Origin of the sequence: Paramagnetospirillum kuznetsovii (assembly GCF_003284725.1) — a bacterium.
GTDB lineage: Bacteria > Pseudomonadota > Alphaproteobacteria > Rhodospirillales > Magnetospirillaceae > Phaeospirillum > Phaeospirillum kuznetsovii.
Window position 1 is genome coordinate 90,912 of record NZ_PGTO01000012.1, and the last position, 13,547, is coordinate 104,458.

The 13,547-nt window shown below is 63.7% G+C and carries 13 protein-coding genes; all 13 read left to right on the top strand.

Annotated features, from left to right (window positions below):
* Positions 1-21 precede the first annotated feature (21 nt).
* Positions 22-822, top strand: a complete 801-nt coding sequence (gene cysD, locus CU669_RS14780) for a sulfate adenylyltransferase subunit CysD (RefSeq protein ID WP_112146088.1) — start codon at positions 22-24, stop codon at positions 820-822.
* Positions 823-839: 17 nt separating this feature from the next.
* A complete protein-coding gene (cysC, locus tag CU669_RS14785) occupies positions 840-2,777 on the top strand; it encodes an adenylyl-sulfate kinase (RefSeq protein WP_112146056.1) in 1,938 nt (645 codons plus the stop codon).
* A gap of 129 nt (positions 2,778-2,906) precedes the next feature.
* On the top strand, positions 2,907-3,479 hold the full coding sequence (locus CU669_RS14790; RefSeq protein WP_112146058.1) for a TlpA family protein disulfide reductase: 573 nt from the start codon (positions 2,907-2,909) through the stop codon (positions 3,477-3,479).
* A 16-nt stretch (positions 3,480-3,495) separates the two neighbouring features.
* Positions 3,496-4,557 carry a COX15/CtaA family protein gene (locus tag CU669_RS14795; RefSeq protein ID WP_112146060.1) on the top strand — a complete coding sequence of 354 codons (1,062 nt, stop codon included), beginning with the start codon at positions 3,496-3,498 and terminating at the stop codon, positions 4,555-4,557.
* 160 nt (positions 4,558-4,717) lie between these two features.
* Positions 4,718-4,879 carry a hypothetical protein gene (locus CU669_RS21580; RefSeq protein WP_192884618.1) on the top strand — a complete coding sequence of 54 codons (162 nt, stop codon included), beginning with the start codon at positions 4,718-4,720 and terminating at the stop codon, positions 4,877-4,879.
* 13 nt (positions 4,880-4,892) lie between these two features.
* Positions 4,893-5,438 carry a cupredoxin domain-containing protein gene (locus tag CU669_RS14800; protein WP_112146062.1) on the top strand — a complete coding sequence of 182 codons (546 nt, stop codon included), beginning with the start codon at positions 4,893-4,895 and terminating at the stop codon, positions 5,436-5,438.
* Between the two features lie 15 nt (positions 5,439-5,453).
* A complete protein-coding gene (locus tag CU669_RS14805) occupies positions 5,454-7,130 on the top strand; it encodes a cbb3-type cytochrome c oxidase subunit I (protein ID WP_112146064.1) in 1,677 nt (558 codons plus the stop codon).
* Positions 7,131-7,259: 129 nt separating this feature from the next.
* Positions 7,260-8,075: an SCO family protein gene (locus CU669_RS14810; RefSeq protein ID WP_112146065.1), complete on the top strand. Its 816-nt coding sequence runs from the start codon at positions 7,260-7,262 to the stop codon at positions 8,073-8,075.
* An 11-nt stretch (positions 8,076-8,086) separates the two neighbouring features.
* A complete protein-coding gene (locus CU669_RS14815; RefSeq protein ID WP_112146067.1) occupies positions 8,087-9,655 on the top strand; it encodes a hydrogenase iron-sulfur subunit in 1,569 nt (522 codons plus the stop codon).
* Positions 9,652-10,155, top strand: coding sequence for a hypothetical protein (locus CU669_RS14820; protein ID WP_112146069.1), 504 nt, complete (start codon positions 9,652-9,654; stop codon positions 10,153-10,155). The genes CU669_RS14815 and CU669_RS14820 overlap by 4 nt, the downstream gene beginning before the upstream one ends.
* Before the next feature lie 11 nt (positions 10,156-10,166).
* On the top strand, positions 10,167-11,546 hold the full coding sequence (locus CU669_RS14825; protein WP_112146071.1) for a cbb3-type cytochrome c oxidase subunit I: 1,380 nt from the start codon (positions 10,167-10,169) through the stop codon (positions 11,544-11,546).
* Positions 11,539-12,018 carry a cupredoxin domain-containing protein gene (locus CU669_RS14830; RefSeq protein ID WP_112146073.1) on the top strand — a complete coding sequence of 160 codons (480 nt, stop codon included), beginning with the start codon at positions 11,539-11,541 and terminating at the stop codon, positions 12,016-12,018. Before CU669_RS14825 ends, CU669_RS14830 begins: the two co-directional genes overlap by 8 nt.
* Positions 12,019-12,086: 68 nt before the next feature.
* Positions 12,087-13,454: a GH1 family beta-glucosidase gene (locus CU669_RS14835; protein WP_112146074.1), complete on the top strand. Its 1,368-nt coding sequence runs from the start codon at positions 12,087-12,089 to the stop codon at positions 13,452-13,454.
* Positions 13,455-13,547 lie beyond the last annotated feature (93 nt).

A 13,547-nucleotide genomic window follows, 5' to 3' on the forward strand; every position in this document is an offset into this window, starting at 1 on the left:
AGAGAGATCAGAAAAATGAGCATGACCGACCTCGATGCCTTGGAAGCGCAGTCCATCTACATCCTGCGCGAGGCCTTCAACCGCCTCGACAAGATCGCCATGTTGTGGTCCATCGGTAAGGACTCCAACGTCATGCTGTGGCTGGCCCGCAAGGCCTTTTTCGGCCATGTGCCGTTCCCGGTGCTGCATGTGGACACCCATCACAAGATCCCCGAGATGATCGAGTTCCGCGACCGCGTCGCCAAGGAATGGAAGCTGCCGCTCATCATCGGCGAGAACACCGCCGCCCTGGCCGCCGGAATGGGGCCGCACGAAGGTCGCGTCAACTGCTGCACAGCTTTGAAGACGGATGGCTTGAAGGCGCTGTTGGCAGAGCATGGCTTCACCGGCGTTATCGCGGGAATTCGTCGCGACGAAGAGGGCACGCGGGCCAAGGAACGGGTGTTCAGCCCGCGCACCGAGGACGCCGGTTGGGACTTCAAGGACCAGCCGCCCGAGTTCTGGGACCAGTTCAAGACCGATTTCGCGCCGGGCACCCATCTGCGCATCCATCCGCTGCTGGCCTGGAGCGAGCTGGACGTCTGGCGCTATATCCAACGCGAAGAGATTCCCATGGTCAGCCTGTATTTCGCCAAGGACGGCAAGCGCTACCGCTCGCTGGGCTGCGCGCCCTGCACCGGTTCGGTGGCGTCCACCGCCTCGACGGTGGCCGAGATCATCGAGGAATTGGAGACCACCCGCATCTCCGAGCGTTCGGGCCGCGCCCAGGACAAGGAATCGGAAGACGCCTTCGAACGGCTGCGTGCCGGCGGCTATATGTGAGCCAAGGAACAGACATCATGAGCAAGACCGCCACCGCCCTTCAAACCCAATATTCCGAGGCTCCCGTGTCCAATGCCCATAGCTCCGCCCCCATGAAGATCGTCGTGGTCGGTCACGTCGATCACGGCAAGTCGACCCTGGTGGGCCGTATCCTCAGCGAAACCGGCGCCCTGCCCGAGGGCAAGGTGGAATACCTCAAGGAAGTCTGTGAAAAGCGTGGCATGCCGTTCGAATGGGCCTTCGTCATGGACGCCCTGCAGGCCGAACGCGACCAGGGCATCACCATCGACACCGCCCAGATCCGCTTCGCCACGCCGTTCCGTCCCTATGTGATCATCGACGCGCCGGGCCACAAGGAATTCCTCAAGAACATGATCACCGGGGCGGCCTCCGCCGAGGCCGCCGTGCTGGTGATCGACGCCGACGAAGGCGTCCAGGAGCAGTCGCGGCGTCACGGCTATCTGCTGCACCTGCTGGGCCTGCGCCAGATCGCGGTGGCGGTCAACAAGATGGATCTGGTGAATTTCGGCCAAGCCCGCTTCGAGGAGGTCAAGGCCGAGATCACCGTCTATCTCAATTCCATCGGCGTCCAGCCCACCCATGTCATTCCGGTGGCGGCGCGCTCGGGCGTCAACATCTCCGGTCCGGCGGCCGAGACGCCCTGGTACAAGGGCCCCAGCGTGCTGGCCGCCCTGGACGGCTTCGAGGCTGCCAAGCCCGCCACCGATCTGGCGCTGCGCTTTCCCGTCCAGGATGTCTACAAGTTCGATCAGCGCCGCATCATCGCGGGGCGCATCGAATCGGGACGTCTCAAGGTGGGCGACACCCTGGTTTTCGCCCCCACCGGCAAGTCGGCCCGGATCGCTTCCATCGAGACCTGGGGTGTCAATGCGACCGTCGCGGTCTCCGCCGGGGCGGGGCAGTCCATCGGCGTCACCCTGGACGAGCAGATCTTCATCGAGCGCGGCCAGGTCGCCAGCCTCGCCGAGCGGGCGCCGTCGGTATCGCACACCCTGCGGGCGCGGCTGTTCTGGCTGGGCCGCAATGGGCTGAAGGTTGGCTCGCGCTACAAGCTGAAGCTGGCCACCGCCGAATACGCCGTCGAGGTCATCGCCATCGAGCGCGTCATCGATGTGGAGGATCTCGCCAATCATCCCGGCGCCGAGGTGGGGCGCAACGCGGTGGCGGAAGTGGTCTTCCGCTCGCGCACGCCCATCGCCCATGACTCTTTCCTGGACAATCCGCGTCTCGGCCGTTTCGTGGTGGTGGAGGATTACGACATCGTCGGCGGCGGCGTCATCGCCGAGGCGGGCGGCGTCCATCAGGCCCACAAATCCACCAACATCACGGAAGTGGAGCACAAGGTCGATTTCGATACCCGCGCCCTGGCCAACGGCCATCGCGGAGGCGTGGTCTGGCTGACCGGCCTGTCGGGCGCGGGTAAGTCGACCATCGCCATGGAGGTGGAGCGCCAGTTGTTCCTTAAGGGCTGGCAGATCATGGTGCTGGACGGCGATAATGTCCGCCACGGCCTGTGCTCGGATCTGGGCTTCAGCCCCGAGGACCGCGCCGAGAACATCCGTCGCGTCGGCGAGGTGGCGCATCTGTTCGCCCAGGCGGGCATGCTGGTGATCACGGCCTTCATCTCGCCCTATCGCAGCGACCGCGAGCGGGTGCGCACCATTCATCCCGATGTGTTCCACGAAGTCCATGTGGCCACCGATCTGGCCGAATGCGAGCGTCGCGACCCCAAGGGGCTCTATCGCAAGGCACGGGCCGGCGAGATCGCGGAGTTCACGGGAGTGACCGCCCCCTACGAAGCGCCCCTGTCGCCGGAATTCACCTTGGACACCAGCGGCAAGAGCATCGACGAATGCGTCGCCGACCTGCTGCGCTACATGGAAGCCAATTTCTCGCTGAGCGCCCGCGAGCAGACGCAAAGCTGGGGCTTCTGAACCGAAGGCGGGGAGGGGAGACCCTCCCCGCCAAGGCTTGACCAAACGCAAGTTCACTCCCACTGTCCCCATGGTCTACTCCCGGCCGGAATGGAGCCTTGGGGCTCCTCCTTGCGGATGGTAGGGCTGATGTCTGATCGCGTTCTCATGCTGGTGGCGGTGTCCATAATCCTGATGATGGTGGTGGGCACCAGCTTGCAACTGCGCAAGCCGCAGCATGCGTCGCCCCTGTTGGTCGCCGCCGTGGCCAAGGCCAAGGTTCCAAGGCCGCTGACCGATATCGCCTCGGTGGACGCGGCAGGCGTGTCTCAGCCGCTCAACGCCCGCGTCAAGCGGCCGACCGTGATCAATTTCTGGGCCACATGGTGCATTCCATGCGTCCGCGAGCTGCCGACCCTTGGCACCTTCAAGGCCATGGCCGATGCCGCCGGTATCGATGTGCTCACCATCTCCGAGGATAAGGAGGGTGCCGCTCCGGCCTTGAAGATGCTCGAGGACAAGGGGTTGAAGGCCCTGCCGCTGATCGTGGATGCCGACGGCTCCGTCGCCAAGGCCACCAGCGTCAAGGGCATGCCCACCACCCTGATCATCGACGCCAAGGGCATGGAAATCGCTCGCATGGAAGGTGAAGTGGACTGGAGTCAGAAGCAGTCGCTGGACACCATTCTCGAACTCTTGGAAGTGGACGCGCCCGCCCGGTGATGAGAAGAGTGTTGGAATGACCATAAGCGATAGCAGTCTTCTGGATCGGAATGGCGCTTCGGCCCATCGCCATGTGGCGATCTGGCTGCTGGCCTGTTGCTTCATGGTCTTCGTCATGGTCTTGCTGGGCGGCTTGACCCGCCTGACCCATTCCGGCCTGTCCATGGTGGAGTGGGAGCCCATACGCGGCATCATTCCGCCGTTGAACGATGCCGATTGGCAACTCTTCTTCGAGAAGTACAGGCAGAGCCCCGAATACATCAAGGTCAATGCCGGCATGACCCTGAGCGGGTTCAAGGGCATCTTCTGGCTGGAATACATCCACCGGGTCTGGGGCCGCCTGATCGGCATGGTGTTCCTGCTTCCCTTCCTGTGGCTGGCGTTTTCCGGCCGTATCGGCAAGGGACTGATTCCGCGCCTGATCGGCCTGTTCCTGTTGGGCGCCGCCCAGGGGGGAATGGGCTGGATCATGGTGGCCAGCGGGCTGGTGGACAATCCCGCCGTCAGCCACTATCGCCTGACCGCCCATCTGGGGCTCGCTTTCCTGATCCATGGCTGGATGTTCTGGATGGCGCTGGACATCCTGGCCGATCACCGCGACCGGCCGCCCCGGCTGCACGGCAATGTGTCGGCCAGCCTGCATTGGCTGAAGATCTTGACCATCATGGCCGTGGTCACCCTGCTGTTCGGCGGCCTGGTGGCCGGGCTGCGGGCCGGGCTGATCTACAACACCTGGCCGCTGATGGACGGCGCCCTGATCCCCAAGGATCTGTTCGCCACCGGATTGCACGAGCTATTCGAGGACCATATGACGGTCCAGTTCACCCACCGCACCCTTGCCGAACTGACCGTGCTGGTCGCCCTGTTCGGATGGTTCAAGGCCAAAGGGCGCTTCGGCGCCCAGACACCTGTTGCCCTCCACGCGGTCGCCGCCATGGCGGTGGTGCAAGTGGGGCTCGGCATCGCCACCTTGCTGTTGGCGGTGCCGGTCTGGCTGGCCTCGGCCCACCAGATGGGGGCCATGGTCCTGGTGACCCTGTGCCTGTGGGCGCTGCACGACCTGGGCCGCCGCGCCTAATCCTGTTTCCGATCGCCTCCGTTTCACGCAACAAAACTGTGTGAAACCGCACTCTCCGTTTCCTGACTTTACCAAAGTCAATGAGATGAACTTTCCGTAATGCGACGGTCAGGGTCCGGTCGTCCGGAGTTCATTCGGAAATGCCAAGGGAGTTCGATCGATGTCAAATTCAGTCGAGAGCAAGGAGGAGGAACAGGTTCCGGTGTTTCAACGCATCCTGGATAACCCGTTCCTGCTGCTTTTTATCGGGGTAGTCGTTCCCGCCGTTTCCTACACCCTGTGGGGTGTGATGGAAGTGGCGCAGCTGCCCATCGCGAAATAGGGGGGGGCGCGCAATGTCAATTACTCCTCCAGAACAGAAAATCTGGTTCAACGAGCCGGTCGATAAGGTGGAGCTGCTTTGGGTCGGCATGGCCCTGGTATGGGCGCTCATCATGTTCGCCATGATGCCGCTGTGGCACCTGAAGGGCAGCCAGAACATGTCCAACGAGGCCTATCGCATTCAACCGGAAGCCTATCAGGCCAAGGTCGATGCCATGGTCGAGAAGTTCAAGGTCGGCGAAGAAGGCAAGGCCAAGACCCCGGTGGTTCATCCCCCGGCCGGGTCCGACGTCTACCTGCTGGCCCGCCTGTGGGAGTGGTATCCGGTTCTCGAGCTCGAGCAGGGCAAGAGCTATCGCATCCATCTCTCGTCGTTGGATTGGCAGCACGGTTTTTCGGTGCAGCCCGCCAACATCAATCTTCAGGTCCATCCCGGCATCGATGAAGTGGTGACCATCACTCCGACCACGTCGGGTGACTTCGGCATCATCTGCAACGAGTACTGCGGAATTGGCCACCATACCATGCTCGGAAAGCTCCGAGTCGTGGCGGCTAAGTAACGAGGGGGAGCGCAAATGGTTGCCAAGCCCGTGTTTCGAACCTGTGGACTCACAGGTCTGAAAATTCATGACGACGCTGAAAAGCTCATCAAGGCCAATGCGGTCATCGCCATCGTGGTGTTGGCCATCGGCGGTCTGATGGGTCTGCTGGTCGTTCTAACCCGTTGGCCGTCCGTGCATCTGCTGCCGGCCGACCTGTTCTACCTGGCGCTGACCGCGCACGGTATCGACATCCTGATCGTGTGGTGCATCTTCTTCGAAGTCGCCCTCATGTACTTCGCCTCGGCCATATTGTTGGGAAGTCGCATCGCGGCCCCCAAGATGGGCTGGGTCGCGTTCGGCCTGATGGTCCTGGGCGCCGCCATCACCAACTGGAAAGTCCTCGAGGGCAATTCCAGCGTGATGATGACCTCCTACGTGCCCATGCAGGCCGATCCGCTGTTCTATGTGGGTCTGATCCTGTTCGCCGTCGGCGCGCTCATCGCCTGCTTCATCTTCCTCGGCACCCTGGTGATCGCCAAGGAAGAGAAGACCTATGAGGGCTCCATTCCGCTGGTGACCTTCGGCGCCCTGGTGGCCTGCATCATCGCCGTCTACACCATCGCCTCCGGCGCCATCATCCTGATCCCGACCTTCTTGTGGTCCATCGGGCTGATCAGCCATATCGACCCCTTGATGTACAAGGTCGTGTGGTGGGGCATGGGTCACTCGTCGCAGCAGATCAACGTGGCCGCCCACATTGCCGTGTGGTACGCCATCGCCGCGATCCTGTTCGGCGCCAAGCCGCTGTCGGAAAAGGTCAGCCGCATGGCTTACCTGACCTATGTGTTCTTCCTCCAGATCGCCTCGGCCCACCATCTTCTGGTGGAACCCGGCCTGTCGTCTTCCTACAAGATCTTCAACACCTCCTACGGCATGTATCTCGCCGTGCTGGGTTCGATGATCCATGGTCTGACGGTTCCGGGCTGCATCGAGGCGGCTCAGCGCAAGAAGGGCTTCAACAAGGGCCTGTTCGAGTGGCTGCGCAAGGCTCCCTGGGGCAATCCGGTGTTCTCCGGCATGTTCCTGTCCCTGATCATGTTCGGCTTCCTGGGCGGCATCTCCGGTGTCACCATGGGCGTGGAACAGATCAACATCATGATCCACAACACCATCTACGTGCCGGGTCACTTCCACGGAACCGTGGCGGTGGGCACCACGTTGGCCTTCATGGCGATCACCTACTTCCTGGTGCCCGCCCTGTGGCAGCGTGAGATCGTGATGCCGGGCCTCGCCAAGCTCCAGCCGTATCTGTTCGGCCTGGGCATGGGCGTGTTCTCGCTGTTCATGATGGGCGCGGGCACCCTGGGCGTGTCCCGTCGTCACTGGGACATGGCCTTCTCGGACGCTCCGCACGCGTTCAGCTATCCTCCGGCCGCCTATCTGATGATGGGCATCGTCGGCATCTCCGGCGTCATCGCCGTGGTTGGCGGAGCGCTGTTCGTCGTGATCATCGTCGCCTCGGTCCTGTTCGGCAAGCCGATCAAGGCCTCTGCTCCGGCTCCGGCTCCGTCGCCGGTGGCGTCCTATGGCAGCGAGCAGCATGCAGCGGTTCCGGGCACCTTCGTCCTGGCCCTGCTGTTCTTGACCATGTTCGTGCTGTACTACTTCGTGAACTGGAAGTATCTGGCCAGCACCTGGCTCATGAGCTAGGTTTCGGTCGGTTGGAGATGCGGGCGGAACCCTTTGGTTCCGCCCGTATTTTTTTGAAATGCGCTTCGTGGCCCGTCCCACTTGACCACCGTCATGGTCGGGCGGCGGTCTGAGAATTAGAAAGTTAGCATGTTACGTGCGCGCTTCATTCTTCTGTTGTTGACGATACTGCTGGCGGCCGGTTCCGCCCGGGCGGCGCCCGGCGTATCGGCCAATGCCGAGGAGGCGCTGAAGCGGTCCCGCGCCTCCGAGGGCAGGGTGCTGGGCGAGCATCGTCTGACCGACCAGGACGGCAAGCCGGTGGATCTGTCGGCCTATCGGGGCAAGCCGGTGGTGGTCAGCATGGTCTATACCGCCTGCGATCACACTTGCCCCATCACCACCCAGACGGTGGCGAAAAGCGTGGCGGCGGCCCGAAAGGCTTTGGGAGCCGATGCCTTCCAGGTGGTGACCATCGGCTTCGACACGGTGCGCGATACCCCAGATGCATTACGAATCTACGCGAAGCAGCAAGGAATCAGCCTGGATGGTTGGAGTTTCCTGGCCGGCGGCGCCGACGTCATGGAGAAGCTGGCCGCAGATCTGGGTTTTACCTGGTTCGTGACCTCTCGTGGCTTCGACCATATCGCCCAGACCACGGTGATCGACGGCGAGGGCCGCATCTACCGTCAGGTCTATGGCGAGAATTTCGAGATTCCGCTGCTGGTGGAGCCGCTCAAGGACGTGGTCCTGGGGCGCACGGCGGCGCTGGATTCCCTGGAAGCCATCAGCAACCGCGTTCGCTTCTTCTGCACCGTTTACGACCCGTCGTCCGATGCCTATCGCTTCGACTACGGCATCTTCCTGTCCATCGGTTCCGGCCTGCTGGCGGTGCTGACCATCATCTGGTGGATGGTCAAGCTGTGGCGCGAGCAGCGAATGCTTCCCCCCGGCGTGAACAATTAAGGAAATTCGCCTTGTCCAATCCGATCAAGAGCGCGTTGCGCGCCGGCCTGTTTCGCGTGGAAAGCGGCTGGGATACCCTGGTGGGGCGCGAGTCCAACCCCATGTACTGCCTGGGCGCCATGTCCTGGTTCTTCTTCTGGGTGGTGGGCGCCAGCGGCCTTTATCTGTTCATTCCTTATGACACCAGCGCGGCCCGGGCCTGGGGCTCCATCGAGCATATCTCGCGCGAGCAATGGTATTGGGGCGGCATGTTCCGCAGCCTGCACCGCTATGCCTCGGACGCCATGGTTCTGACCATGATGCTCCATCTGCTGCGCGAATGGCTGATGGAGCGCTATCACGGCGCCCGCTGGTTCGCCTGGTTCACCGGCGTGCCGCTGATCTGGATGGTGTTCAGCTCCGGCATCACCGGCTATTGGCTGGTCTGGGACGAATTGGCCCAGTATCTGGCCATCGGCACCGCCGAATGGCTAGACTGGCTGGGGATCTTCGGCCAAAGCATCGCGCGGAACTTCATCACTCCGGCGGCGCTGACCGACCGCTTCTTTACCCTGCTGATCTTCATCCATATCGCGGTGCCGCTGTTCCTTCTGTTCGCCATGTGGATCCACATCCTGCGTATCAACAACGTCAATACCAATCCGCCGCGCCAGTTGATCATCGGCACCGCGCTGATGCTGGTTGCGCTGTCGCTGCTTCATCCGGCGCAAAGCCATCCGGCCGCCGATCTGGGCAAGGCCACCGCCGTTTTGAATCCCGATTGGTATTTCATGGCGCTCTACCCGCTTTACGATAAGCAGGGACCGGCCATCGCCTGGACGGTGTCCATCGGAGCCTCGGTCTTCCTGTGCCTGATGCCGTGGATGGCATTGCGCCGCAAGCGCCGCCCCGCCGCCGTGGTCTCGCCGCCCAACTGCAATGGCTGCGGCGTGTGTACCTTCGATTGCCCGTTCGGCGCCGTGGTCATGCGTCCGCGCAATGACGAATCCGGCCACGCCCAGATCGCGGTGGTGCAGCCTGATCTGTGCACCAGTTGCGGCATGTGCATGGCGTCGTGCAACCGGACCAACCCGTTCCTGCCCCACGAGGAGCCGCGCCAGACCGGCATCGACATTCCGGACTTCACCTTCGACCTCATCGTCAAGCGGATCTCGGCCCGCAGCCACGGTCTGGTGGGAGACAACCGGGTGCTGGTGCTGGGCTGCGAGCACGGCGCCAAGCTGGACCATATGAAAGGGCCGTCGGTGGGCGTGCTGGAACTGCAATGCACCGGCGCCCTGCCGCCATCGGTGATCGACTATATCCTCAATAAGGATTTGGCCGACGGCGTGCTGGTGACCGCCTGCCGTCCCGGCGAATGCTTCTACCGGCTGGGGCCGGAATGGACCGAGCTGCGCCTGAAAGGCGAACGGGTTCCCAAGCTGCGCGGCGCCGTGCCCAGGGAACGCGTCAAGCTGTCCTGGGCCGCCAGCACCGAGACCAAGGGATTGATGACGGAATTGGCGGAATTCCGGGTCGCCCTGGCGGAGCTGCCGAAACAGGTCCGTCCCGAAAGCACCAAGAGGAGGGTGGCGGAATGATCAAGCCGCAACACTTGGCCGGGCAGTTCATCGCCTATAGCGCCTTCGCCGTGATGATCGCCTATTTCGCCTCGTCGCCGCCCTATCAGCACCACCCGCAGGAGAGCGCCCTGGTGCGCCTGTCGCTGACCCATGCCGGTCAGCGGGTGGGAGACTGCAAGGAGCGCTCGCCCGACGAACTGGCGAAACTGCCGCCCAATATGCGGGCCAAGCAGAATTGCGGCCGCGAGCGCAATCAGGTCACCCTGGAAATGGATATCGACGGCAAGACCGTCTATAGCCAGACCGCCAAGCCCGCCGGGCTGTCGGGCGACGGACGTTCGCGCTTCTACGACAGTCGGGAAGTGCCCGCCGGACGCCACGTCATCCGCGCCCGCATGCGTGACGGCGGCAAGCCCGACGGCTTCGATTACGACGAGCAGGTGGAGGTTGAGCTTGCGCCCAGGCAGGTGTTCGTGATCGATTTCGACGAGGAAGATAAGAAGCTGTCGTTCGAATAGGGTGAACGCGAATGCCGTCAGCCTTGTGGTCGCTTGAGTCGCTGCCGCCCGTCCGCCGGGCGGAGATGCGGGGCTGGGTTCTGCTGGCGGTGGGGTCGTTGGCGGTGGCGGGAACCCTGGCCCTGCTGCTGGGCCTGTCGCGCACGCCCAAGGTGCAGGATTGGCTGCCCTGGGGGCCGCATTTCTTCTATCGCGCCCTGGTCACCCATGTGGTGCTGTCCTTTGAGGTCTGGTTCCTGGCGGCGCTGGGCGCGCTGTCGGCCATGGCGGCGCCGCCGGGGGTCTGGGGCGACCGGTTGGGACGGCTGGGCTTGGTCCTGGGGGCTGCTGGCGTCGTGCTGCTGCTGATCCCGGCCCTGGCCGATCAGGGCGAGCCCTCGCTCAACAATTATGTGCCGGTGGTGGGGCACAAGCTGTTCTATGTGGGACTGGGAGTGCATGCCATCGGCGTGGCGCTGGCCAGTGTCCGGCTGCTGCCGCTGCTGTGGCGGCGGCCACGGGTTTGCGCGGCCTACGGCATCGCCTGCGGCGCTCTGATTTATCTGGCGGCTCTGATCTGCTTTGGTCTCGCCTGGGCGTTGATCCCGGCGGGAACGGACCCTGACCTGTTCAATGAGCGGGTGTTCTGGGGCGGCGGCCATGTCCTGCAACTGCTCAACACCCTCATCCTGATGGTGGCGTGGCAAAGCCTGTCCGAGCGGCAATACGGCAGCGGGCCGCTTCCCGCCGCCCTGGCCAATGCCTGCTTCGCCGCCTTGGCCCTGTTCGCCGCCGCCTCGCCCCTGATCTACGCCTTGGGCGGCGACGTGCTGGGACTGGATCACCGCCAGATCTTCACCCGCCTGCTGTGGGTGGGATTGCCGCTGCCGCCCCTGGTCATGGGGCTGGGCGTCGCCTGGCGATTGATCTCGGCGCCCCGGGACTGGCGCTCGCCCGCCTTCCTGGCGCTGGCCTTGTCCCTGTTCGTCTTCGCGGTCGGCGGTTTCGCCGGGTTCTTCCTGGGCGTCGCCGATACGCGGACGCCGTCCCATTACCATGCGGTAATCGGCGGCGTGCAATTGGGGCTGATGGGCATGGTGCTTGCCGTCATGCTGCCGCTGCTGGGCCAGACCGCCGGGCAGGGCAGGGCGGTAAGGGTTCAGTTCCACCTCTACGGCTGGGGCCAGCTCGTCCATGCCCTGGGCTTCTTCCTGGCGGGCGCCGCCGGAGTGCCGCGCAAGACCACCGGCATCGACCAGGGATTGGACACCTTGTGGAAGAAGGTCTCCATGGGCGTGGTGGGCATGGGAACCGGCCTCGCGGTCCTCGGCGGCGTCATCTTTGTCTGGATGGCCCTGGTGCGGTTGCTGCGCCCGACCGTTGCGCAGAGGGCGGAGAGCGGCCATGAATAGCAATGCCCGCGCCGCCGCCTCGGCCCTGCTGCTGGCCACCATCCTGCTGTTGGCCGGTTGGCTGGCGGGGCGAACGGGGGCCGATATCCTGCCCGCCGAGTCCTATGCCGCCAATCCCATCGACTTCGTCACCCGTACCGAAGCGATGATCGCGGCCTCGCAGGTGGGGCGCACGGCGGAGGGAATGCCGGTGGTACGGCCGCCGCCGGGCGATGTTTATGTGCGGGTTCGCCGCTGGGAGTTCAGCCCGGCGCTGGAACTGGCCCCCGGCCAGACTTACCGCCTGCATCTGCTGTCCGAGGACGTGGTCCATTCCGCCGCCATCGGCGACGCCGAGGTGCTGCTGGAGCCCAATACCGTCAAGGTGGTGACGCTGAAGGCCCCCGCCACGGGCCGGGTGCGCATCCAGTGCGGCGAGTATTGCGGCCTCGGCCATACCAAGATGATCGGCAGTATCGAGGCGGTTCCTTAAAGGCGCTCGCTTGACGGCACTCCTGGCCGGTGGGAAGCTTATTTTCCCACCACCGGAGCGAGGATTCCATGGCAGCCAAGAAACCCGAACAGGTCGCCAAGGCCCTGGGCTTGCGCCCGGACTTCGTCTGGGGCGTGTCCACCTCTGCCTTCCAGGTGGAGGGCGCCACCAAGGAAGACGGGCGCGGCCCCAGCATCTGGGACACCCGCTGTCGCCTGCAAGGTGGCGTCTGGGGCGGCGTCAATGCCGATACCGCCTGCGATCACTATCATCGCTGGCCGGAAGACATCGCCCTGATGAAGGAGATCGGTGTCGCCGCCTATCGCTTCTCGCTGGGCTGGCCGCGCTTGCAGCCGAGAGGGCGGGGGGCTGCGAACCAGGCCGGTCTCGACTTCTACGACCGCCTGATCGACGGCTTGTTGGACGCCGGGATCGAACCCTGGGTCTGCCTCTATCATTGGGATCTGCCCCAAGCGCTGGACGATCTCGGCGGCTGGACCAACCGCGACAGCGCCGGATGGTTCGCCGATTATGCGGTGCTGGCGGCCAAGCGCTATGGCGACCGGGTCAAGAACTGGGCCACCTTCAATGAATTCTCCGTCTTCACCATGTTCGGCTACGCCATCGACTGGGCGGCGCCGGGGGTGACCGACAAATCGGCCCATATGCGGGCGATCCACCACGTCAATCTGGCCCATGGCGCCGGAGTGGACGTGCTGCGCGATCATGTGCCGGGCGCCTCCATCGGCGCCATCCACAATCGCCAGATCGTGCGGCCCGAGGGCGGGCTGGAGGAAAACAAACCGGCGGCCGAGCTTCTCAATGCCCACTGGAATCTGGTCTTCGCCGATCCCCAGCATCTCGGCCATTATCCTTCCATCGTGCTCGACCATATGGAGCCCCATGTCAGGGCGGGCGACATGGCGGCCATCTGCCGCCCCACCGACTGGATCGGCCTGAACCATTACGGCCCCATCTACGCCAAGGTCGATCCCACCACCACCTGGGGCTATGGCTGGGGCAATCCGCCGGAATCGGCCAATCACCCGGAAGTGGGCTGGCCCATCTTCCCCGAGGTGTTCCGTGACGAGCTGCTGGAACTGACCCGGCGCTACAAGATGCCCATCTATGTGACCGAGAACGGCTGCGGCGGCGGAGCGGGCAGCGACACGCCCGACGAGAACGGCGAGGTCAAGGACACCCACCGCATCGCCTATTTCCGCGAATACACCCAGGCCATGCGCGATGCCGTCAAGCAGGGCGCCGATCTGCGCGGCTATTTCGTCTGGGCGCTGTTGGACAATTTCGAATGGGGATCGGGCTATGGGCCGCGCTTTGGCCTATTGCACGTGGATTTCGAGACCCAGAAGCGGACCTTGAAGAATTCCGGCAAATGGTATCGCGGCTTCATTCGCGGCGAGCATGGCGGAACCTAGTGTCCGTCTGATTTATGTGGAATCGGTTTTTCCTTTTCGTCACCCTCGGGCCGTGACCCACGGCTGTCCGGTTTAAATCGACGTGGTTTCATC